General features: G+C 72.4%; 23 protein-coding genes and 1 pseudogene. 10 read left to right on the top strand and 14 right to left on the bottom strand.

Annotation, left to right across the window (positions count from 1 at the left end):
• Window positions 1-15: 15 nt before the first annotated feature.
• From ACFYPR_RS01850 to ACFYPR_RS01820, 7 genes are all read right to left on the bottom strand, one after another.
• Window positions 16-1,200: an ABC transporter permease gene (locus tag ACFYPR_RS01850; RefSeq protein ID WP_354854513.1), complete on the bottom strand. Its 1,185-nt coding sequence runs from the start codon at window positions 1,198-1,200 to the stop codon at window positions 16-18.
• Window positions 1,197-2,069: an ABC transporter ATP-binding protein gene (locus ACFYPR_RS01845; protein WP_354854514.1), complete on the bottom strand. Its 873-nt coding sequence runs from the start codon at window positions 2,067-2,069 to the stop codon at window positions 1,197-1,199. Before ACFYPR_RS01845 ends, ACFYPR_RS01850 begins: the two co-directional genes overlap by 4 nt.
• On the bottom strand, window positions 2,066-3,448 hold the full coding sequence (locus ACFYPR_RS01840; protein WP_387258318.1) for an efflux RND transporter periplasmic adaptor subunit: 1,383 nt from the start codon (window positions 3,446-3,448) through the stop codon (window positions 2,066-2,068). The genes ACFYPR_RS01845 and ACFYPR_RS01840 overlap by 4 nt, the downstream gene beginning before the upstream one ends.
• A gap of 34 nt (window positions 3,449-3,482) precedes the next feature.
• Window positions 3,483-4,772: a hypothetical protein gene (locus tag ACFYPR_RS01835; protein WP_387258316.1), complete on the bottom strand. Its 1,290-nt coding sequence runs from the start codon at window positions 4,770-4,772 to the stop codon at window positions 3,483-3,485.
• 61 nt (window positions 4,773-4,833) lie between these two features.
• Window positions 4,834-5,409, bottom strand: a complete 576-nt coding sequence (locus ACFYPR_RS01830) for a WHG domain-containing protein (protein ID WP_354854518.1) — start codon at window positions 5,407-5,409, stop codon at window positions 4,834-4,836.
• Entirely contained in the window at window positions 5,402-6,202 is an 801-nt protein-coding gene (locus ACFYPR_RS01825; RefSeq protein ID WP_354854520.1) for an alpha/beta hydrolase, read from the bottom strand. The genes ACFYPR_RS01830 and ACFYPR_RS01825 overlap by 8 nt, the downstream gene beginning before the upstream one ends.
• Window positions 6,203-6,244: 42 nt before the next feature.
• Entirely contained in the window at window positions 6,245-7,165 is a 921-nt protein-coding gene (locus tag ACFYPR_RS01820) for a proline dehydrogenase family protein (RefSeq protein WP_354854522.1), read from the bottom strand.
• On the opposite strand from ACFYPR_RS01820, the gene ACFYPR_RS01815 reads away from it, so the two are divergent.
• From ACFYPR_RS01815 to ACFYPR_RS01805, 3 genes are read left to right on the top strand one after another with little or no spacing between them, the layout of a single operon-like run.
• Entirely contained in the window at window positions 7,164-7,520 is a 357-nt protein-coding gene (locus ACFYPR_RS01815; protein WP_354854523.1) for a hypothetical protein, read from the top strand. The two genes, ACFYPR_RS01820 and ACFYPR_RS01815, sit on opposite strands and share 2 nt — an antisense overlap.
• 1 nt (window position 7,521) lies before the next feature.
• Window positions 7,522-8,688 (top strand): glutathionylspermidine synthase family protein, encoded by a 1,167-nt coding sequence (locus ACFYPR_RS01810; RefSeq protein WP_387258314.1) that lies wholly within the window; start codon window positions 7,522-7,524, stop codon window positions 8,686-8,688.
• 19 nt (window positions 8,689-8,707) lie between these two features.
• Entirely contained in the window at window positions 8,708-9,295 is a 588-nt protein-coding gene (locus tag ACFYPR_RS01805; RefSeq protein WP_234582354.1) for a CGNR zinc finger domain-containing protein, read from the top strand.
• Window positions 9,296-9,313: 18 nt separating this feature from the next.
• On the opposite strand, the gene ACFYPR_RS01800 is transcribed toward ACFYPR_RS01805, so the two are convergent.
• On the bottom strand, window positions 9,314-10,120 hold the full coding sequence (locus tag ACFYPR_RS01800) for a sugar phosphate isomerase/epimerase (protein ID WP_354854527.1): 807 nt from the start codon (window positions 10,118-10,120) through the stop codon (window positions 9,314-9,316).
• Window positions 10,121-10,196: 76 nt separating this feature from the next.
• Entirely contained in the window at window positions 10,197-11,141 is a 945-nt protein-coding gene (locus ACFYPR_RS01795; RefSeq protein WP_355064517.1) for a Ppx/GppA phosphatase family protein, read from the bottom strand.
• Window positions 11,142-11,221: 80 nt separating this feature from the next.
• Between ACFYPR_RS01795 and ACFYPR_RS01790 the strand changes: the two genes are divergently transcribed.
• Genes ACFYPR_RS01790 through ACFYPR_RS01780 form a run of 3 tightly spaced genes read left to right on the top strand, consistent with a single transcriptional unit; the run spans window position 11,222 to window position 12,637 of the window.
• Window positions 11,222-12,019: a hypothetical protein gene (locus ACFYPR_RS01790; protein WP_354854569.1), complete on the top strand. Its 798-nt coding sequence runs from the start codon at window positions 11,222-11,224 to the stop codon at window positions 12,017-12,019.
• 34 nt (window positions 12,020-12,053) lie between these two features.
• The gene (locus ACFYPR_RS01785; protein WP_354854531.1) at window positions 12,054-12,254 is read left to right on the top strand and encodes a hypothetical protein; all 201 of its coding nucleotides are present in this window, start codon (window positions 12,054-12,056) and stop codon (window positions 12,252-12,254) included.
• Complete coding sequence (locus ACFYPR_RS01780) at window positions 12,254-12,637, top strand: type II toxin-antitoxin system death-on-curing family toxin (protein ID WP_354854533.1); 384 nt, start codon at window positions 12,254-12,256, stop codon at window positions 12,635-12,637. The genes ACFYPR_RS01785 and ACFYPR_RS01780 overlap by 1 nt, the downstream gene beginning before the upstream one ends.
• Window positions 12,638-12,650: 13 nt before the next feature.
• Here ACFYPR_RS01780 and ACFYPR_RS01775 read toward each other — a convergent pair whose 3' ends face one another.
• A complete protein-coding gene (locus ACFYPR_RS01775) occupies window positions 12,651-13,229 on the bottom strand; it encodes a TetR/AcrR family transcriptional regulator (RefSeq protein WP_354854535.1) in 579 nt (192 codons plus the stop codon).
• A 243-nt stretch (window positions 13,230-13,472) separates the two neighbouring features.
• Between ACFYPR_RS01775 and ACFYPR_RS01770 the strand changes: the two genes are divergently transcribed.
• A complete protein-coding gene (locus tag ACFYPR_RS01770) occupies window positions 13,473-14,126 on the top strand; it encodes an NAD(P)-binding domain-containing protein (protein WP_354854536.1) in 654 nt (217 codons plus the stop codon).
• Window positions 14,127-14,187: 61 nt separating this feature from the next.
• Here ACFYPR_RS01770 and ACFYPR_RS01765 read toward each other — a convergent pair whose 3' ends face one another.
• Both ACFYPR_RS01765 and ACFYPR_RS01760 read right to left on the bottom strand, forming a co-directional pair.
• Complete coding sequence (locus tag ACFYPR_RS01765) at window positions 14,188-14,871, bottom strand: response regulator transcription factor (RefSeq protein ID WP_039906992.1); 684 nt, start codon at window positions 14,869-14,871, stop codon at window positions 14,188-14,190.
• A 23-nt stretch (window positions 14,872-14,894) separates the two neighbouring features.
• The gene (locus ACFYPR_RS01760) at window positions 14,895-16,154 is read right to left on the bottom strand and encodes a sensor histidine kinase (protein ID WP_387179307.1); all 1,260 of its coding nucleotides are present in this window, start codon (window positions 16,152-16,154) and stop codon (window positions 14,895-14,897) included.
• Window positions 16,155-16,378: 224 nt separating this feature from the next.
• On the opposite strand from ACFYPR_RS01760, the gene phoU reads away from it, so the two are divergent.
• The gene (gene phoU, locus ACFYPR_RS01755; protein WP_354854540.1) at window positions 16,379-17,032 is read left to right on the top strand and encodes a phosphate signaling complex protein PhoU; all 654 of its coding nucleotides are present in this window, start codon (window positions 16,379-16,381) and stop codon (window positions 17,030-17,032) included.
• Window positions 17,033-17,081: 49 nt separating this feature from the next.
• On the opposite strand, the gene ACFYPR_RS01750 is transcribed toward phoU, so the two are convergent.
• Window positions 17,082-17,849 carry a phosphoglyceromutase gene (locus ACFYPR_RS01750; RefSeq protein ID WP_354854542.1) on the bottom strand — a complete coding sequence of 256 codons (768 nt, stop codon included), beginning with the start codon at window positions 17,847-17,849 and terminating at the stop codon, window positions 17,082-17,084.
• Between the two features lie 153 nt (window positions 17,850-18,002).
• On the opposite strand from ACFYPR_RS01750, the gene ACFYPR_RS01745 reads away from it, so the two are divergent.
• Both ACFYPR_RS01745 and ACFYPR_RS01740 read left to right on the top strand, forming a co-directional pair.
• A complete protein-coding gene (locus ACFYPR_RS01745; RefSeq protein ID WP_387258312.1) occupies window positions 18,003-19,286 on the top strand; it encodes an MDR family MFS transporter in 1,284 nt (427 codons plus the stop codon).
• 117 nt (window positions 19,287-19,403) lie between these two features.
• The gene (locus tag ACFYPR_RS01740; RefSeq protein WP_387258311.1) at window positions 19,404-20,693 is read left to right on the top strand and encodes an MFS transporter; all 1,290 of its coding nucleotides are present in this window, start codon (window positions 19,404-19,406) and stop codon (window positions 20,691-20,693) included.
• A gap of 369 nt (window positions 20,694-21,062) precedes the next feature.
• On the opposite strand, the pseudogene ACFYPR_RS01735 reads toward ACFYPR_RS01740, so the two are convergent.
• Window positions 21,063-21,488 (bottom strand): annotated as a pseudogene (locus ACFYPR_RS01735) (hypothetical protein); the annotation flags it as partial.
• Window positions 21,489-21,928: the final 440 nt, after the last annotated feature.

Here is a 21,928-nt window from a genome sequence, read left to right as displayed (position 1 = left end):
CCGCCGTCCGGTTGCTCACTCGGCGCGCAGCGCCACCACCGGGTCGAGCCGGCCGGCGCGCTGCGCGGGAACCACCCCGAAGACGATCCCCACCGCCGCCGACACACCGAAGGCCAGCGCCAACGACCACCAGGTGATCGCCGCCGGGATCGGTGACAACGCGTCCACCAGCAGGGCGGTGCCCACGCCCAGCGCCATCCCGGTCAACCCGCCGATCGTGGTGAGCAACACCGCCTCCAGCAGGAACTGCACGCCGATGTCGCGGGGCCGAGCGCCGACGGCCTTGCGCAGCCCGATCTCCCGGGTCCGTTCCCGAACGCTGACCAGCATGATGTTGGAGACGCCGACGCCGCCGACGAGCAGCGAGATGCCGGCGATGGCGGCGAGCACGCCGGTGAGGACACCGAGAATGTCGCCGAGCACACCGAGGATCTGCTGCTGCGTGACCGCGCTGAACTCGGTGTCCGGGTGGCGGCGGTTCAGCTCGGCGACGATGCGCTCGCCCAGCTCGTCGATGCGCTCCCGGTCGGGCGCCTTCACCGCGATGCCGTCCACCCGCTGGGTGCCCCACAGGCGCTGCGCCGCGGTGACCGGCACGTGCACCTCGTCGTCCCGGTCGACGCCGAGGCTCTGCCCGAGGGGCGCGAAGACGCCGATGACCCGGAACCGCACCCCGGCGAGGGTCACCTGCTGACCCAGGGGATCTCGGTCGGGGAACAACGCGCGGGCCACCGAGTCACCGAGGACCGCTACCCGCCGGCTGGTGTCGACGTCCGTGCCGGTGAGGTAGCGGCCCCGGGCCAGCGACCGGGTGAACACCGTCGGGGTGGTCTCCAGCACGCCCTGGACAGTGGTGAAGTCGGAGCGGGCGCCGGCCCGTGCGGTCGCCCCGGAGGCGACGGTGACCGCGACCCGATCGGGATCGCCGACGACCCGGGAGACCGCGTCCACGTCCTTGAGCGTCAACGGCGACACGACCGGCGCGGTGCCCACCTCGATCTTGCCGGGGACGACCAGCAGCAGGTTGGAGCCGAGCCCTTCGACCTGCTGCTCCACCTTCTGCTTGGTGCCGGTGCCGATGGCGACCAGCAGCACCACCGAGGCCACCCCGATGATCACGCCGAGCATGGTGAGCGAGCTGCGCAGCCGGTTGGCCCGGAGCGCGTCCAGCGCGACCCGCCACGCCTCGGCGACCCTCACGCCGCACCGTCCTCGGGCTCGCGCGGAAGGCGCCCGGTGGCTCCGGCGGCGCCACCAGAGCCACCGGACGGGTGCCCCGGGCCGCTTCCGGACACGGACCGGGGCTCCGCGCTGGGAGCGGGGACCAGTGTCTCAGGTCGACCGTGATCAACGGACAGCGGTCGATCATGAGGCGCGGTGGCGCTGTCCGCCACCACCACACCGTCGCGCATGGTGATCCGGCGGGCGGCCCGAGCCGCCACCTCCTGGTCGTGGGTGACCATCACCAGCGCCACCCCGGATTCCGCGTTCAACCGCTCCAGCAGCTCCAGGACCGCCGCGCCGGTGACGCTGTCGAGGTTGCCCGTCGGCTCGTCGGCCAGCAGGACCGTCGGCTCGGTGACCAGGGCGCGGGCGATGGCGACGCGCTGCTGCTCGCCACCGGACATCTGGTTGGGCCGGTGGTCCAGCCGGTGCCCGAGACCCACCCGGCCCAGCATCGCCGCCGCCCGCTCCCGGCGCTGCCGGGCCGACACACCCCGGTAGACCAGGGGCAACGCCACGTTCTCCACCGCCGACGTACGCGGCAGCAGGTGGAACGCCTGGAAGACGAACCCGATCGTCTCGTTGCGCAGGGCGGCCATCTCCGGCGGGGAGAGGGCGTTGACGTCCCGCCCGCCGATCACCAACCGGCCACCGGTCGGTCGGTCGAGCCCGCCCAACAGGTGCATGAGCGTGGACTTGCCCGAGCCGGACGGCCCCACCAGCGCCACGTAGTCACCGGGCTGCACGGTCAGCGACACCCCGCGCAGCGCCTCCACAGACACCCCGTCGAGGTGGTACGTCCGCGACACGTCCACCGCCTCGATGGCCGGCGGGGTGTCGGTCACCGGACCTCCTGGCCGTCGCGCACCTGGTCGGTGCCGCGCACCACGACCCGGTCGCCGGCCTGGACCCCGTTGAGGATCTGCACCAGGTCGGACCCCTGGACGCCCACGGTCACCGGTGCCCGGTCGGCCTTGCCGTCGCGGACCACCCAGACCGCGTCCCGGCCGTCGGCGGAGAACACCGCCGAGGCGGGGACGGTCACCGCGTCGGCGGCCTCGCGTACGCGCAGGTGCACGATCGCGTTCATGCCGGGGCGGGGCGTCGGGGCCGGCGCGTCCTCGGCCAGCTTCCCGGGACCCAGCGTGAGGCGTACCCGATAGGTGACGCCGCCCTGCGCGGAGCTGGTGGGGAGCACGTCGACCGAGCGGACCGTGGCGTCGTAGCTGGCGCCGGTGACGGCGTCCAACTCGACTGTGGCGCCGACCCCGGCCTTGACCAGCAGCACGTCGGTCTCGTCCACCTCGGCGAGCAGCCCCAACTGCCCGGTGTCCACCACGGTCAGCAGCGGCGTGCCGGCGGTGACCTGACCGCCGACCGCGACGGCATCGTCGACCCCGGCGGGCGGCCCGCCCTGGGCGGGGGCCAGCGCGGACGGGTCGAGCCCGGCCCCACCGGCCTGCTCCAACAGCCCGGCCAGTCCGCCGTTGGCACCGCTGCCGGCCCGGGTGCCGCCGGGCTGCACCACCCCGGCGACCGGGGCACGCAGGGTCAGCGCGTCGACTGTCGCCTTCGCCAGGTCGTACGCCTGCTGGGCCTGGAGCCGCTGCGCCGCGGAGAGCGAGCCGACGGCGGAGTTCAGCCCGCTGATCCCCCGCTGCACCGCGCGGACCGCCGCGTCGGCGCTGCGCGCGGCGGCGGCGTACTGCCGCTGGGCGGACGTCACCTGGGTCAGCAGCGCGTCGCGCAGTTGCGGGTCGGCGATCTTCTCGGCGGCCTCGCGGGCGGCGTCGAACGCCTCCTCGGCCGCCTTGTCGGTGCCCCGCCGGCTGCTGCTCAGGTTGCCGGTGGAGACACCCCGGCCGGCGCGCTTGGCGGCGTCCAGCGCCTCCTTCGCCTGGCGCAGCCGCGCCTGGGCCGACGGGGACGCGACCACCGCGAGCACCTGGCCACGCTTCACCCGCTGTCCAGGTTGGACGCGCAGGCTGGCCAGGGTGCCGTCGGCGGGCGCGGTCAGGGTGGCGGCGGCGCGGGCCGTCACCGTCGCCGGGGCGTCGATCACCTCGCTGACCGGGTTGCGGGCGGCCGAGGCGAGCGCGACCGGCGGCTGGTCGTCGCCGCACGAGGCGGCGGTGGTGGCGGTGAGGACGGCGACGGCGGTCAGGGCGATGAGCAGGCGGGGCCGCGTGGCGCTTGCGGGCCGCGGCAACTGGGGGCGGCGCACCCATCGATCGTACGGCGCACCGTCGCGCCGACCGTCAGGCGGAGGTCGCGCGGACGTACGCCACGCACTCGTCGTGCAACGTCGACCACTGCTCGCCGAACGCCTGCTCGGCGGCGGCGTCGGGGGTCTTGCGCTCGTGCACCACGGCCTTGAAGAAGGTCAGCAGCCGCTCCGGCCCGAACCGGTCGACGAGGTGGCGGACGGCGAGGTAGCCGACGCCGTAGCTGCCGCCGACCCGCTCGGCGGGGGCGTCGTCGGCGGGCGTGACGCCCTCCAGCCGGCCGTCCCAACTGCCCCGGACCAGCTTGCGCACCTCCGCGAGCCCCTCGTACCGGTCGACCGGCTGACCGCCCGAGCCGGCGAACTCGGCAAGCCCTTCGACGAGCCACCAGGTCGTCTTGCCCGGGTAACCGCGCTCCGGCAGCGAGGCGGCGTGGGTCAGCTCGTGCCGGAGCAGGTCGTCGGTGCTGCTGCTGGACAGCCCGTCGGCGTTGAGCACCACCTCGTGGTGGCCGCCGCCCACGGTCACCGCGTAGCCGCCGGTCCACTGTGGGCGTCCGCCGCCGTACCAGCGCTGCCACTCCGTCCGACCGGCGTAGAAGATCCGGTAGCGGTCCGGCGGCGAGCCGGTCACGGCGTACGTGTCGGCGACGGCGGCGGCCGCCTCCGCCTGCGTCAGCAGGCCGGGCAGCTTGCCGCGCAGCGCCGGCGTGGTGGCGACGATGGTCCGCGCGCCGACCGCCACGGCCAGCTCACTGATCTCCCACGGTCGGGTGCCGGTCTCGGCGGACTTGGACTCCTCCAGGGCGACCAGTCGCGGCTGGTCGCCGTTCTCCCGCCAGCGGGTGCCGATCAGCACCGGGCTCGGTCGACAGCCGGGCGCCACGAAGCAGTACTGGAAGCGCACCAGCAGCCGCCACTCGCCCGGCCTGCCGACGACCGGTACGGGCAGGCCGCTCGGCTCGGCCCGCCACACCGTCACCTTCAGGGCGCGCAGCGCAGCGAAACGACGGCGCAGGTCGGGATGCGCGGCGGGGTCGGCGACGGCGAGGAAGGCGGGCCGGTCGCCACCGAGCAGTGCCGTGGACTGCCGCTGGAGCTGCGCGGTCATCCGGTCGGACAGCGCGCGGGCGACGGCGGTGGCCGGGTCGTCGGTCGCGGTGGCGCCGGCCCGGCTGACCGTGGCCCGGCCGCCGGCCTCGCGTACCGCACCGACGACCAACGCCGCCGGAAGGCCGCAGCCCAGCAGCAGGACCACCACGACGAGCACGGTCCACAGCGGCCAGAGCCGCCGCGGTGCTGGCTGCTGCACCCCGTCAGTCACCCGCCGAAGGGTACGACCAAAGACCGGATCGGGCGAGGCCGACCCGGCCGATCGGACCGGGTCAGGCTCCGCGAGCCGGCCAGGAGCGGAATGCCACGTCCAGGCCGGCGACCAACTGGTGGTACGAGCGGTCGACCTCGCGCGGCAGGCCGAAGCCACCGGCGGCCTCCAGGGCGACGAACCCGTGCAGGGCGCTGCGCAACGCCCGGGTCGCGTCCACCGCGTCGTCGCCCGTGAGTCCGTAGCCGCGCAGCACCGCGAAGATGGCGCCGACCGCGCGTTCGCCCGCCTCGACGTGTTCCGGGTCGGACGGGTCGGGCACCCGCTGGGTGGCGGGGTAGCGCCCGGGGTGCCGGTGGGCGTAGGCGCGGTAGGCGTCCGCCATCGCCCGCAGCGCGTCCCCACCCGAGCGGCCGGCGGCCGACGTGGTCAGCTCTGTGGCCAGCTCGACGGTGGCCAGCGCGGCGAGCTTCTGACTCAGCGCGTCCGCCCCTCGGATGTGCTTGTAGAGGCTGGGCAGCGCGACTCCGAGCCGGCTGGCGAGCGCGGCGAGGGTGAGCTGCTGGTAGCCGACCTCGTCGGCCAGCCGGGCGGCCTCCCGCACCACGGTCTGCTGGTTGAGCCCGGCCCTAGGCACCGGCACACACCGCCAGGAAACCCACCAGCTCGTCGGCGGTGGCCCGCGGCCGGTCGGCGTGCGGGTAGTGCCCGGCCTCCTCGATCATCCGGGCCTCGGCGACGCGGAAGAGCCGGCGGGCCGCCCGCGCCTCGGCGCCCGGGTCGGGGAAGTCCGGGTCCTTGGCGCCCATCAGCACCAGCACCGGTTGGCGCACCTGCGGCGCGCGGGCGGTCCAGTGCGGCTCGACCGGCGCGATCACACCGCGGGTCGCGGCCATCCGGCCGGGCTCGCGCAGGTTGGCCACCATCGACCGGCGGTACGCCGCGTCGTCGGCCGGCCGGTGCACGGGAAAGAGCGTGTTGTGGAACATCCCGAACAGTCGGGGACTGCGCAGCACGGCCGCCATCGCCGCCCGCAGCAGCGGGTTGAGTTTCGGCTGACCGACGAACGCGCCGATCTGCACGATGCCGGAGACCAGCTCGGGCGCGTCGGTCGCGGCGAAGACCACCGCCGCGGCGGCGGACGAGCTGCCGACCAGCACGGCCGGCCCCGAGTCGAGGTCACGGACGACGGCCAGCAGGTCGGCGCCGACCTCCGCCGGGGCGTACGTGGGCCAGCCGACGCTGGACTCCCCGTGCCCGCGTACGTCGACCGAGGCGACCCGGTAACCGGCGGCCACGAGCAGCGGCACCAGGTGTCGGAAGCTCGCCCTGTTCTCGCCCATGCCGTGCGCGAGGACGACCAGTGGGCCGTCGCCGTGCACCTCGTACGCGATGTGTCCGCCGTCCCGCCGCACCTGGCTAACTGTCATAGCTTTAAGCTAACCCAATTAGCCAAGCGCGTCAAGCGGCGACTACTTCTTGGAGATCAGGGCGCGGCCGAAGAAGACCAGGTTCGCCGGGCGCTCGGCGAGCCGACGCATCAGGTAGCCGTACCACTCGTCGCCGTACGGGACGTAGGTGCGCACCGTGTAGCCCTCGCCGGCCAGCCGGGCCTGCTCCTCGGGGCGGATGCCGTAGAGCATCTGGAACTCGAAGCGCTCCGGCCCCCGGTCGAACCAGCGGGCCCGGTCCTCGCCGATCGCGATCATCCGCGGATCGTGGGTCGCCAGCATCGGGTAACCGTCACCGGACATCAGGATGTTCATGCAGCGGACGTAGGACTTGTCCACCTCGCGGGCCGACTGGTACGCCACCGACTCCGGCTCCCGGTACGCGCCCTTGCACAGACGCACCCGCGACCCGGCGGAGGACAGCTCCCGGCAGTCCGACTCGGTGCGCCGCAGGTACGCCTGGAGCACCGCGCCGGTCGACGGAAAGTCCTTGCGCAGCTTGGCCAGCACCTCCAGCGTCGAGTCGGTGGTGGTGTGGTCCTCCATGTCCAGGGTGACCGTGGTGCCCGCGGCGTCGGCGGCCGCGCAGATCGCCCGCACGTTGTCGTACGCCAACTGCTCGTCGAACATCTGGCCGAGCGCGGAGAGCTTCACGCTCACCTCGGCGGCCGGGGTGAGCCCGGCCCCGGAGAGCATCGACAGCAGCTTCAGGTACTCGTCCCGGGTGGCCGTGGCCTGCTCGGGGGTGACGGTGTCCTCGCCCAGGTGGTCGAGGGTGACGGCCAGACCGTCGTCGACGAGCCCGCGGGTCGCGCGCAACGCGTCGTCGGTGGTGGCGCCGGCGACGAACCGGCGAACGACGTCCCGGGTGTACGGGGCGGTCGCGACGAGCCGCTCGACCTGGGATGACCGGGAGGCGGCGAGGATGACGGAACGGAGCATGAGCCGAGCGTATCGCCCCTGCCAGGACCCCCGCCGAGGGGCGGCCGGGGCTGCGGTGCTGGCGTCGATCGACTACAACGATGCCGTGGACCAACGCCCCCGCCGCCGGCTCCGGTCGGCCTCCGTGCAGCTCGGCGCGCTCACCGCTCTCGCGCTCGCCCTCTCCGGCTGCAACATGACCTCGGACGACGACGATGACGACTGCGCCCTCGGGCCGGTCGGCGGCGGTGACACGGTCGCGCTGGCGATGCGGGTCCCCGCGCCTGTCGCGGGGCGGACCGCCGGGGAGCCGACCACCGCCGCCCTGCCCGAGCGCGGCGGGTTCGGCACCCACCTCGCCTCCTGCGGCGGCTGACGTGCGCCGTGAGTCCGTGCCGCCCCGGCCCGACTGGGACGCCACCATCCGCGCGCAGGGGCTGGTCTACGTCGACACCGAACTGCCCGACGGCGGGATCATGTCGTACTGGGACGAGACCGCCGCGTACGCCTTCGACCTCGACGAGGTGCTGCGGCTGGAGGAGGCCACGGAGGAGCTGCACCGGATGTCGGTGGCCGCCGCCGAGCACGTGGTGGCGCAGCGCCGGTACGCCGAGTTCGGCATCCCCGCCTGGGCGGCCGACGCGGTGGCCCGGTCGCTGCGCGAGGCGCCACCCACCCTCTACGGGCGCTTCGACCTGGCGTACGACGGCACCTGGCCGCCGAAGATGCTGGAGTACAACGCGGACACGCCGACGGCGCTGGTCGAGGCGAGCATCATCCAGTGGTACTGGCTGGAGCAGACCCGCCCCGAGCTGGACCAGTGGAACAGCCTGCACGAGCGGCTGGTCGGCGCCTGGGCCAAGATCGGCGCGGGGCTGCACGACCCCCGGGTGCACGTGCTCTGGTCGAACGAGGAGGAGTCGGGCGAGGACCACATGACCGCCGGCTACCTCGCCGAGACCGCCCGACAGGCCGGCCTCGACGTCGAGCTGCAACCCATCCAGGAGATCGGCTGGGACGGCCGGCGCTTCGTCGACGCCGCCGACCGCCCGGTGACCACCTGCTTCAAGCTCTACCCGTGGGAGTGGATGCTGGCCGAGCCGTACGGGCCGCCCGCGCTGGCCCCGGGCACCCCGACCACCTGGATCGAACCGGCGTGGAAGTTGCTGCTGTCCAACAAGGCGCTGCTCGCGATCCTCTGGGAGCTGTACCCCGACCACGAGTACCTGCTCCCGGCGTACCTCGACTCGCCGCGCGGCATGCCCGAGTACGTGGCCAAGCCGCTGCTCGGCCGGGAGGGCGGCTCGGTACGCATCGTGACCGCCGAGCAGGAGATCACCAACCCGGGGATCTACGGCGACGAGGGCTGGTGCTACCAGGAGTTCCGGGCGCTGCCGCAGTTCGACGGCAACCGGGTGGTGCTGGGCAGCTGGATCGTCGGCGGCGAGTCGGCCGGGGTGGGGGTTCGGGAGAGCGCGAGTCTGATCACCGACGGTTACGCGCGGTTCCTGCCGCACTACATCGACGCGCCGCGCACCCCGTGAGTCGTCTACCGTTGGGGGCGTGAACTTCGACGCGTACGCCCGGACCGGTGTTGACCTGGTCAACGCCCGCCTGGACGACCTCGACGACCTGCGGGCCCTCTTCCCCGACGACAACGCCTGGATGCGCGACGAGGTCGCCGATCGCGACGTCGCGATTTTCCGGCGGGCGCAGAAGCGGCTCCGCGACGTCTTCGAGTACGGCACCTCGGGGCGCGACGCCCAGGCGGTGACCGAGCTGAACGCGCTGCTCGAGGCGTTCCCGGTCCAGCCGCGCATCTCCGGGCACGACTCCAGCGACTGGCACATGCACGTGACCAGCCGGGGCGCGTCGGTCAGCGCCGAATACCTGGCCGGCGCGGTCTGGGGGCTGTCGGTCTGGCTCTGCGAGTACGGCAGCGCCCGCTTCGGGGTCTGCGCCGACGAGCGGTGCGGCAACGTCTACCTGGACACGTCGTCCAACTGCTGCCGGCGGTTCTGCTCCGAGCGTTGCGCCACCCGCTCGCACGTGGCGGCACACCGGGCCCGCAAGCGGGCCGCCATCGGGGAGCAGCTGCCGGTCGCCCCGCAGCCGACCTCGACCACCGAATCACTGACCCCGGTCAGCTGACGCCGGGCCCCGCCGGGGTCAGACGTCGACCGGTGACTGGGCGGGCAGGTGCTGGCGGGCGAACTCCAGCGCGGCGCGCAGGTCCGCCTCGCGCACCGCGCGGCTCTTCGCGCCCCGGGTCGCCACCTCGACGGCCACCGCGCCGGTGAAGCCCCGCGCCGCCAGCGAGGAGAGCAGCTCCCCGCAGGGCTGGGTGCCGCGCCCGGGCACCAGATGCTCGTCGCGACCCTCGCCGGTGCCGTCGCCGAGGTGCACGTGGGCCAGGCCCGCGCCCATCCGGTCGGCCATTTCGAGGGGGTCGCTGTGCGAGGCCGCGCAGTGCGACAGATCCAGGGTGTACGACGGGTAGCCGCTGTCGGTGGGATCCCACCCGGGGACGTACGGGACGAACTGCCGGCCCGCCATCCGCACCGGGTACATGTTCTCCACCGCGAAGCGCAGGCCGTTGAACCGGTCCGCGACCGTGGCCAAGCCCTCGGCGAAGTTGCGCGCGTAGTCCCGCTGCCAGGAGAACGGCGGGTGCACCACGACCGTCGGCGCTCCCAGCGTCTCGGCCAGCTCGGCGGCCCTGCGCAGCCGCTCCCACGGGTCGGGGCTCCACACCCGCTGCGTGACCAGCAGGCAGGGCGCGTGCACCGACAGCACCGGCACGCCGTAGTGCGCCGACAGGCCGCGCAGCGCGCCCGCGTCCTGGCTGACCACGTCGGTCCAGACCATCACCTCGACGCCGTCGTAGCCGAGCGCCGCGGCCAGTTGGAACGCCGCCGCGGTCGGCTCGGGAAAGACCGACGAGCTGGACAGGAGCACCGGAACGCGGGAAGTCACATCAGCCAGCGTAGCTTGGCTGTCGTGGGGCCATCAGGACGAGCACTCGCAAACCACTCGTAACCCGGCACCCTGGTCAGATCGGCTCGAGTTGATCGAGTCGGCGGAGGATGACCCCCTCCCGCAGGGCCCACGGGCAGATGTCCAGCGTGTCCAGGTCGAGCCTGCGCATCACCGCCTCGGCGACCACCGCGCCCGCCAGCAACTGGTGGGCCCGGCCCGCGCTGACCCCCTCCAGCTCCACCAACTGGCTGGGCGGAATGTGCCGGATGAAGCCGATGACCTGCCGCAGACCTTCACGGGTCAGGCTGCGCCGCGCCCAGAGACCGGCCCCGGACGGCGCCGCGCCGGCCAGTCGCGCCAGGGTGCGGAACGTCTTCGAGGTGGCCACCGCCCGACCCCAGCCCACCTCGGTCAACTGGTCGACCACCTTGTCCAGCCGGCCGTCCACGTACTCCCGCAGTTTGTCGACGGCCTCGGCGGACGGCGGCGTCGCGCTGTCCGGGTCGACCCGCAGCCGCTCCCGGCTCAGGCGGCCGGCGCCGAGCGGCAGCGAGATCGCGACGTCCGGGTCCTCGTCGATCCCGGCGGCGATCTCCAGGGAGCCACCACCGATGTCGAGCACCAGCAGACGCCCCGCCGACCAGCCGAACCAGCGCCGCACCGCCAGGAAGGTCATCCGTGCCTCGTCCGCGCCGGAGAGCACCTCCAGGCGTACGCCGGTCTCGTCGCGGACCCGGGCGAGCACGTCGGCCGCGTTGGTGGCGTCGCGGACGGCGGACGTGGCGAACGCGATCAGGTCGTCGGCCTCCAGCCCGGTGGCCGCCGCCTTGGCCATGCCGACCGCCTTGACCAGGCTGTCCGAGCCGGCCTCGGTCAACGCGCCGTCCGGGCCGATCTGCTCGGCGAGACGCAGGACGACCTTCTCCGAGTGCGCCGGCCAGGGGTGCGCGCCATGGTGCGCGTCGACCACCAGCAGGTGCACCGTGTTGGATCCGACGTCGAGGACACCCAGTCGCATGGTGAAGACACTAGGTGCAACACGTTCGTGCGGCTCGTCGGCCCGGGGACGTCACCGCGCGTACGCTGGTCCGAGTGACGATGGAGCTCCGCGTGCTGGTGGACGATCCGGGCGACCCGCGCAGCCGCGAGGTGCCGCTGGACTTTCCCCGGGAGTGGATCGAGTTCGCCGACCCGGCGGACGAGACCCACCTGATCCGGGCCGACCTGACCTGGCTGCTGTCCCGCTGGACCTGCATCTTCGGCCGGGGTTGCCACGGCATCATCGCCGGCCGGTCCGCCGACGGCTGCTGCTCGCACGGGGCGTTCTTCACCGACTCGGACGACGAGAAGCGTGTCCGCAAGGCCGTCAAGCTGCTCACTCCGTCGACCTGGCAGCACTTCCGGCGCGGTTTCAAGAACTGGACCGACGAGGACACGATCGACGGCAAGAACCCCGCACGCCGCACCGCCACCCAGGACCCCGACGGGCCGTGCGTCTTCCTCAATGACGCCGACTTCGCTGGCGGGGGAGGCTGCGCGCTGCACGCCCAGGCGCTGCGCGACGGGGTGCACCCGCTGGAATACAAGCCGGACGTCTGCTGGCAGCTGCCGATCCGGCGGGACCAGGACTGGGTCAAGCGACCCGACAACACCAAGGTGCTGGTCTCCACGCTGTCCGAGTTCGACCGGCGCGGCTGGGGCGCCGGCGGGCACGATCTGGACTGGTGGTGCACCTCCTCGACGGACGCCCACGTGGGTGCCGAGCCGATGTACCTGTCGTACGGGCCGGAGCTGACCGCGCTGATCGGCGCCGCCGCGTACGAGCGACTTGCCGAGCTGTGCGCGGCCCGGGTGAAGCAGGGCCTGGTCGCCCCGCACCCCGCCGACGATCTCTAGCTGATCTTGGTAGCAAACTTGCTACCATTTCCCCATGGCAATGACGCTCCGCCTCGATGACGAACGTGAACGGCAACTCCGCCTCGTCGCGGACGAGGAGGCGCGGTCGATGCACGCCGTCGTCGTCACCGCGATCGATGACTACCTGGCACGGCGAAACGCCAAGGAGTTCGGCGACCTGGCCGACGAGATCATTGAACGCCACGCCACCCTGCTCGCCCGCCTGGCGGAGTGATGACGGACATCCGCTATCCCACGCTCGCCGACGTGGCCGCCATCGCCCGCAAGCTCGGTGTCGGGATCAGGGACGCCGGCCTGGTGGAGTCGGCGGTGGCTCGACCGAAGACGAGTGTGTTCGGAGAGGATGCCTACCCGGACCTCTGGACCAAGGCGGCGGCACTGCTGCACTCGCTGGTCAACAACCACCCGTTCGTGGACGGCAACAAGCGGATCGGCTGGATCGTGACGATCGCCTTCCTGCTCCAGAACCGCGCCTTCACCGTCGCCCAACTTGACGAGACCGACCAGGACATCGCGTACGACCTGGTCATCAGCGTGGCGGAGAGCCGTCTGACCGAGGTGGCCGACATCGCGGTGGCGCTGCGCAAGCTGTTCTGAGCTGCGCGCCCCGTCAGCGCAACGCCGCATCGACGAGCGTGCGGGCGCTGCGCCGGGCCGCGTCGGCGATCACCGGGTCGCCGTCCAGCACGCCGCTGGCGAGCCCGCCGTCGAGCAGCAGGGTGAGCTGCCGGGCGAGCAGCTCCGGGTCGGCCGCGCCGGCCTGCCGGGCCAGCTCCGTCACCCAGGCCCGGACCACGGTCTTGTGCTCGACCGTCCGGGCGTGCACCGGGCCGCCGGCCGGTGACTCGGCGGCCGTGTTGATGAACGCGCAACCGTGGTAGCCGTCCCGCCGGCAGGCGCCGGCGAGCGCGTCGAACATCCCGACCAACTGGTCGCGCGGCTCGTCGCCGGCATCCCGGGCGGCGGCGCGCAACGCACCGAACCACGCCTGGTCGACCCGGTCGAGGTACGCCAGCACCAGGTCGTCCTTACGCGGGAAGTGCTTGTAGAGCGTCGCCTTGGCCACGCCCGACTCGGCGATGACCGTGTCCACCCCCACGCCGCGCGGTCCGTGGGCGTAGAAGAGCCGGAACGCGGTCTCCAGGATCCGGTCCCGGGCCGAGCCGGCCGGCGTGCGGTGGGCAGGCATCGACACTCCCTCGACGTGCTGGTGGCGGGCCGATTCTACAGACAGCTCCGTCTGCGGCCGCGAGCCGTCGTCTGCGCAGCTCGGGCGGACGATGCCCCATCTCCGGGGCAGCTCGACAGGACGCGGTAGGCAAACCGCTGCCCACGGCCCGCACTCCCCGAGGGACAGCAGTAGACAGACCTGTCTGTTAGCCTGCGGGCAGTCGGCGCGAGGCCACCGCGCCCGAGTGGAGGATCGATCGACATGCGCATCGCAGTTCTCGGCACCGGCTCGGTCGGCAGGACCATCAGCGCCCGCGCGGCGGAGTTGGGCCACCAGGTCACCATCGGCACCCGGGACGTCGCGACCACCCTGGCCGGCGATTACGCCGCCTGGACCGCGGAGCACCCCGAGGTGGGCCTGGCAACCCAGGCGGACGCTGCCGCGGACGCCGAGCTGGTGGTCAACGCCACCAGTGGCAGCGGCTCCCTGCCGGCGCTCACCGCGGCCGGCGCGGCGAACCTGGCCGGCAAGGTCCTGCTCGACATCGCCAACCCGCTCGACTTCAGCGCAGGCTTCCCACCCACCCTGACGGTGCAGGACACCGACTCTCTCGCCGAGCAGATCCAGCGGGAGTTCCCGCAGGCCAGGGTGGTCAAGTCACTCAACACGCTGACCGCCGAGCTGATGGTGCGTCCGCGCCAGCTCGCCGACGGCGCGCACAGCGTGTTCGTCTCCGGCGACGACGCGGAGGCCAAGCGGATTGTCACCGGGCTGCTCGTCAGCTTCGGCCACACCGACGTGATCGACCTCGGTGACCTCTCCACCGCCCGGGGCACCGAGATGCTGATGCCGCTCTGGTTGCGGCTCTACGGCCGGCTCGACACCGCCAACTTCAACCTCAAGGTCGTCCGCTGACCGGACCCGGACAGCCCGAAGGGGGCCCACGCCGAGCGTGGACCCCCTTCGGGTCGGCCGATCACGGCTCGAACTTGTATCCCAGGCCCCGCACCGTGACGATGAAGCGGGGTGCCGACGGCTCCGGCTCGATTTTGGAGCGCAGCCGCTTGACGTGCACGTCAAGCGTCTTGGTGTCGCCGACGTAGTCGGCGCCCCAGACCCGGTCGATGAGCTGACCGCGGGTCAGCACCCGGCCCGCGTTGCGCAGCAGCAGCTCCAGCAGCTCGAACTCCTTGAGCGGCAGCTGCACGGCCCCACCCTCGACGGTCACCACGTGCCGCTCGATGTCCATCCGGACCGGGCCGGCGGCCAGCGTCGGGGCACCCGCCTCGGCCACCTCCGGGCTCTGCCGGCGTAGCACCGCGCGGATCCGCGCGACCAGCTCCCGGGGAGAGTACGGCTTGGTGACGTAGTCGTCGGCGCCGATCTCCAGGCCGACCACCTTGTCGATCTCGCTGTCCCGCGCGGTGACCATGATGATCGGCACGGCCGAGCGCTGCCGGAGCTGCCGGCACACCTCGGTTCCCGACATCTCGGGCAACATCAGGTCGAGCAGCACGATGTCGGCGCCGGTTCGGTCGAACTCGGTGAGGGCGTCGGTGCCGGTCGCGGCGACCGAGACCTCGAAGCCCTCCTTACGGAGCATGTACGACAGGGCGTCGGAGAACGACTCCTCGTCCTCGACCACCAGAACGCGGCTCAACGGGGATTTCCTTTCCATTGCTGTCAGACCTGCCGAAGCTCGGCCGGACCGGCCTCGATCCCAACCGGCGGCAGTGTCGCCAGCAGGTCGTCCGGTGGGCTGGCGGGCAACCGTAGGGTGAACGTCGATCCACCCCCAAGAGTGCTCGACACCTCCACCCGACCGCCATGGTTGCTCGCGATGTGTTTCACGATGGCCAGACCGAGCCCGGTGCCACCGGTGGAACGCGAGCGGGCCTGGTCGGCCCGGTAGAACCGCTCGAAGATCCGATCCACGTCCGTCGGGGCGATGCCGATGCCCTGGTCAGCGACCGCGACCTCGACATGTTCGCCGTCACCGCGGAGGGTGACCCGCACCGTGGTGTCCTCGCCCGAGTAGTTGATGGCGTTCTCCACCAGGTTCGCCACCGCCGTGGCGAGCTGACTGTCGCTGCCGTACGCGGTGAGACCCCGCTCGCCGTCGACCGTCACCTCGACCCCCCGGGCGGCGGCCGTGGTGCGGGTGCGGTCGACCACCTCGGCGATCACCCAGTCGAGCGCGACGGGCTCCGGTGGCGGCTGCGGCTCGGCGCCCTGGAGCCGGGTCAGCTCCAGCAACTCCTGCACCAGCCGGCCCAGCCGGGTCGACTCGTGCTGGATCCGTTCGGCGAACCGGCGGGCGGCGACCAGGTCCTCGGAGAGGTCGGGTACCGCGGCGTCGGCCGGCTCGGTGGCGTCCAGCAGCGCCTCGGCGAGCAGTTGGAGCGCGCCGATCGGTGTCTTGAGCTCGTGGCTCACGTTCGCCACGAAGTCACGTCGGACCCGGGTCAGGCGGTGCGACTCGGTCACGTCGACCGCCTCCACGGCGATGAAGCCGTTCCCGAGGCCCATGGCCCGCAGGTGCACGCCCAGCGGGTTCTCACCTGCGCTGTCGCGACCCCGCGGCAGGTCCAGCTCGATCTCGCGCCGCACGCCGGTGCGCCGCACCTGGCCCGCGAGAGTACGGATCAACGGGTGCGCGGCGATCGAGCCCGGGGTGCTGCCGGTACGCAGCAGACCCATCGCACGGGCGGCCGGGTTGATCAGCACGGGCACGTCGTCGTTGTCCAGTACCACGACACCGGCCCGGAGCGAATCGATCGTCCGGCGGCCGAGCCCGGCCTGCTGCTCGTCGGCTATCGCGGGCCTCCCCCTGCTCCAGCGGGAGCTCGCGCTGCCCGTCGACGTGGAGCGGCCGCGCGCCGGCAGGAACCGGGGCAGCAGAAGGCCGACGACCAGTCCGGCCGCCAACGCCACGGCCACCACGACCGTCACCGCCCACTCCACCCGGCGATCGTAGGGTCATTGTTAACCTGGCTACCACACAGAACGGGACGAACCACCCGCACTTCCGGAAGTGTTCACCCCCACGTCTGGCGTCGTTCACCGTGGTTCATCCGGGATCCGTTCACGCGCCCTACCGTTGGCGTCGCACCTGCTCAACCCCTGCGCCGGCACCCGTCGGCGGCGACCGACCACAGGACGTGATGATGCGCGACGAGTTCCGGGCCGACCTCCAGATCGTCAGCCAACTGCTGGTGGACATGGCGGAGGGCGTCCGCGCTGCCATGCGCCAGGCCACCCGGGCCCTGCTCACCGCCGACCGGCAGGCCGCCGAGACGGTCATCGAGCGGGACGCCGAGATCGACGACCTCTACCGGCACGTCGAGGAGCGGGTGTGTGACCTGCTCGCCCGGCAGGCGCCGGTCGCCTCCGACCTGCGTGCCATGATCACCGCGCTGCACGTCGCGGCCGACCTGGAGCGGATGGGCGACCTGGCCGACCACGTGGCGAAGACGGCGCTGCGGCGGCACCCCTCGCCCGCCGTACCGGCCGAGCTGCGGACGATCTTCACCGAGATGGCCGACATCGCCGACCGGATGGCGGCGAAGATCGGTTCGGTGCTGGCGAAGCCCGACGTCGACCTGGCCGGCGAGTTGGACCGGGACGACGACGCCATGGACGAGCTGCACAAGAGCCTGTTCTCGGTGCTGCTCGGCGACGACTGGCCGTACGGGGTGGAGACCGCCATCGACGCCACCCTGCTGGGCCGCTTCTACGAGCGCTTCGCCGACCACGCGGTCAACGCCGGCGAGCACGTGATCTACCTGATCACCGGTGAGAGCACGCCCACCGGCAACTGACACCCGTCAGAAAGGGGCCCCCGCGTCGCGGGGGCCCCTTTCGCTGCTCTCAGCGGCCCTGGTTGGCGACCGCGGCGGCGGCTGCCTTCGCCGCTGTCGGGTCGAGGTAGGTGCCGCCCAGGGTGAGCGGGCGCAGCTGCGGATCGAGGTCGTAGCGCAGCGGGATCCCGGTCGGGATGTTCAGCTTGGCGATCGCCTCGTCGGAGATCTGGTCGAGGTGCTTCACCAGGGCGCGCAGCGAATTGCCGTGCGCGGCCACCAGCACCGTCCGGCCGGCCAGGATGTCCGGCACGATCGAGTCGTACCAGTAGGGCAGCATCCGCTCGACGACGTCCTTGAGGCACTCGGTACGCGGCATCAGCTCGGTCGGCAGCAGCGCGTAGCGCGGATCGCCCACCTGCGACCACTCGTCGTCGTCAGCGATCGGCGGCGGCGGCGTGTCGTACGACCGGCGCCAGAGCATGAACTGCTCCTCGCCGTACTCGTCGAGGGTCTGCTTCTTGTTCTTGCCCTGTAGGGCGCCGTAGTGCCGCTCGTTGAGCCGCCACGACCGGCGCACCGCGATCCAGTGCCGGTCGGCGGCGTTCAGTGCCAACTCGGCGGTGCGGATCGCCCGGCGCATCACGCTGGTGTGGACGACGTCCGGCAGCAGGCTGTGCTCGCGCAGCAGCTCACCGCCGCGCCGCGCCTCGCCCTCGCCCTTCTCGGTCAGGTCGACGTCCACCCAGCCGGTGAAGAGGTTCTTGGCGTTCCAGTCACTCTCGCCGTGCCGCAGCAGGACCAGCGTCCCGACGGTGGGCCCCTCGCTCGCAGTCATGCGGATCATCCTGCCTCAACCCCGTACCGGACACGCGGGCACCCGTCGTGACGACCACCACGTGATAAAGCGGATGACCTGTGAATCCGACCGCCACTAGGGTTGTAAGGCGCTGTAGTCAGATCGGTCATTACTTGCAAGCGGGGGCACCACGTGCGGACGATGCGGAGCTGGTTCCGGGACACCACCGGCGGCCTGCCGGCCACCTTCTGGTACCTGTGGTCGGGGACTCTGATCAACCGGCTCGGCTCGTTCGTCCTCGTCTTCCTCGCCATCTACCTGACCCAGGAACGCGGCTTCTCCCCCTCCCAGGCCGGCCTGGTGCTCGGCCTGTGGGGTGTCGGCGGCGCCGTCGGCACCACCGCCGGCGGCACCCTGGCCGACCGGTGGGGCCGCCGACCGACGCTGCTCACCGCGCATGTCGGCGCGGCGGCCATGATGCTCGCCCTCGGCCTGGCCCGTGACCTCTGGGCAGTGGCGCTGGGTGCGCTGCTGCTCGGCATGTTCGCCGAGGCGGCCCGGCCGGCGTTCGGGGCCATGATGATCGACGTGGTGCCGGCCAAGGACCGGCTGCGCGCGTTCTCGCTCAACTACTGGGCGATCAACCTGGGCTTCGCCTGCGCCGCCATCCTCGCCGGTCTCGCCGCGCAGGCCGACTACCTGCTGCTGTTCGTGGTCGACGCGGGCACGATGCTGATCACCGCGTTGATCATCTTCGCCCGGGTGCCGGAGACCCGGCACGGCGGATTCACCGTCGCGGCGACCACGGCCCCGCGCGGCGCCCTGCGCACCATCCTCAGCGACCGGGTCTACCTCGGCTTCGTGGCTCTGAACCTGTTCGCCGCGATGGTCTTCCTCCAGCACATCTCGATGCTGCCGATCGCCATGGGCGACTCCGGCCTGAGCCCGGCCACCTACGGCTCGGTGATCGCGCTCAACGGCTTGCTCATCGTCGTCGGCCAACTCTTCGTGCCCCGACTGATCCGGGGTCGGAACCGCTCGCAGGTGCTCGCCCTCGCCGCCGTGGTGATGGGTGTCGGGTTCGGGCTGACCGCGTTCGCCGGCAGCGCCTGGTTCTACGGGCTGACGGTGCTGATCTGGACGGTCGGCGAGATGCTGAACTCGCCGTCCAACTCCACGCTGATCGCCGAGCTCTCACCTGCCGAGCTGCGCGGTCGCTACCAGGGCGTGTTCGGGCTCTCCTGGCAGATCGCCGGGGCGAGCGCGCCGATTCTCGGCGGCCTGGTGCGGGAGCACGTCGGCAACGCGGCGCTCTGGTTCGGCTGCGCCGTGATCGGCGTACTGACGGCGGTGGCCCACCTCGCCTCCGGTCCGGCCCGGGAGCGGCGTGCCGTCGCGCTGCGCCACGCCGCCGACGCGTCCGCACCGGTCAGCACCCGCGCAGCGGCGTCGCAGCCCGCCGAGGCGGCAGCCTGAGCCCGATGTGACCGCCGAGACGAACGGCTCACGATCAGGAACCCGACTGGCGCAACCCGGCCCGACTTCCTACCGTCCAGGAGAAACGGTTAAGAAACCGAACTGTCGGGAGGTCGGATGCACGCCCTGCGGCGCTGGTGGCAGGACACCGCGGGCGGGCTACCCGCCACCTTCTGGTACCTCTGGGCGGGTTTGCTGATCAACCGCGCGGGCGCGTTCGCCATGCTCTTCCTGTCGCTCTACCTGACCGACGCCCGGGGCGCCAGCGAATCGGTGGCCGGCACCGTGGTCGGGGCGTACGGGGCCGGCGGGGCGGCCGGCGCGCTGCTCGGCGGGGTGATGGCCGACCGGTGGGGTCGCCGGGCCACCCTGCTCGCCGCCCACCTGGCCACCGCCGCCCTGATGGTGGCACTGGCCTTCAGCCGGCCCCTGCTGCTGATCGCGGCGCTCTCCGCACTGGTCGGCGTGGTGCACTCGATGCCCAGCCCCGCCTTCGTGGCGGCAATCGTCGACGTGGTGCCGGCGCAGCGCCGCTCACGCGCGTTCAACCTCCAGTTCTGGGCGTTCAACCTGGGCATGGCCGTCGCGTCGCTGCTCGCCGGCGTGCTGGCCGAGGCGAGCTTCACCGCACTGTTCCTGGTCGACGCCGGCGCCACGCTGACCGCCGCCGCCGTCATCGCCTGGAAGGTGCCGGAGACGCTGCGACGGGCCGGCCCGGCCGCGCCCCTCCCGCCCGCCGGCCAGCAGGGGGCCGGCCGCTCCCGTCGACAGGGGCTGCACACCGCGCTCACCGACCGGACCTTCCTGATCTTCGTCGGGCTCACCTTCGTGCTGGCCGTCCTCACCCTGCAGACCTCGACGATCATGCCGCTGGCGATGCGCGCCGACGGTCTGGGACCGTCGGCGTACGGGGCGGTGGTGGCACTCGGGGGCGCGCTGATCGTGCTGGGGCAACTGTTCGTGCCCCGGCTGATCGACCGGCACCGCAAGGACGTCGTGCTGGCCATCTCCACGGCCCTGCTGGCGGTCGGCTTCGGCGTGCTCGCCGTCGCCGACCACCTGGGCGTCTACCTCGGTGCGGCGGTGGTCTGGACGGTCGGCTCGATGCTCGCCGCGCCGCCCAACGCGCAGATCAACGCGGATCTGGCGCCGCCGCAACTGCGCGCGCGGTACCAGTCGGTCTTCTACCTGACGTTCCCGGCCGCGGCGTTCGTCGCACCCACCCTGGGCGGGGTGAGCCTGCAACACCTCGGTGACCGGCACTGGCTGATCGTGGGCGGGCTGGGCCTGCTGGCCGCGCTCGGGCACCTGCTGGCCGGGCCGCCCCGTGACCGGCACGTCGACGCGATGCGCCGGATGGTCGACCGGGAGCCGGCGCCGCGCGGGGACCGCGTCCAGACGGGCTGACCGTACGACGGCAAAGCGCCCACCATGTCCCGAAGGTCATGGTGGGCGCTCGCCGGTGGGGCCGGCGGCGGCGGGCAACACTCACCCCCGTAAGCATCGCCCGCTCGCGCCGCCGGTCCAAACAGGTGGGCACCGTCCCCCAACGGTTGATCCACCCGTCCCCTCGCACCTCGCCTGGTGCGCGGATCTGATCGATCCGCCGCTCCCCCGAACGTTTCCAAGCGTGGCGCGGTGCAATAAAGCTAGTTCGGCCGGATTCTGGATTCAACCCAGATGGGTGTCTCGCCGGTCACAACTGACGAGTATCCCCAGCTCGGGCCTCGGTCTGTGGCAACAGCCGGGTACCCGTCGGGCATTCCCTCAAACACCTCAGCCGTCCTCACGATCGGGTGACTCGGTCCGGAAGAAGTTGCTCTGCCGGCCGTCACGCATCTGCTCCTGATAGATCAGGTTGAGCCGGCGCAGATCAAACGTGTGAAACCACTCATCCCAGGGGATCTCACGAATCCGGCTGCTTTCCCGGTAGCCGGGGATGTTGAAGGTCAACACTCCGGCCCGACCGTCCCGCTCAGTGCCCGCGATGGTCGCCGGCTTCGCGCCACGCTCCCGCGCCCAACGTTGGATCACCTCGTGATTCGCGGTGATCAGGCTCCGTCCCGGCCGCTCCGGCCGGTCCGCCGTCGACGAGATCACCTGCGAGCTGCGGACCGACCGTCCGCTGCCCCGTCCGGTCCGGATCCCACCGGCCGTCGTGCCACCAGCCGCCGGCCGGCTCGCCGTGGCCCGCTTGGTGGGAGCCGCCCGCTTCGCCGTGGCCCGCTTGGCGGGAGCCGCCCGCTTCGCCGGCGCCGCCTTCGCCGTGGCCCGCGTGGCAGCCGGTCGCGACGGCGCCTTCTTCGCGGGCGCCTTTCGCGCTGGCGCGGCACGCGCGGTCGTCGACGTCCTGCGAGCGGCGGTCGACCTGGCCGCTGTCGTCTTCTTCGCCGCGGCCGTCTTACGGGCCGCCGTCGATGTCCGTGCGGTGGTCGTCCGCTTCGCAGCGGTCGACCTGCTCGCGGCGGTGGTGCGCTTGGCAGGGGTGGTCCGCTTCGCCGCTGTCGTCTTCTTCGCCGCTGTCGTCTTCTTCGCGGCGGCCCGCTTCGCGGGAGCGCTCTTGTTCGCGGGCGCAGCCTTTGCGCGACTCGGTGCCGCCCTCGACGCCGACTTCTTCGTCGCGGCGGCCCGACCGGCCGACG

It is taken from the genome of Micromonospora sp. NPDC005254 (assembly GCF_042872525.1).
GTDB lineage: Bacteria > Actinomycetota > Actinomycetes > Mycobacteriales > Micromonosporaceae > Micromonospora.
Note: the sequence above shows the minus strand (reverse complement) of the source record. Positions and strands in the feature narration are given on the sequence as shown.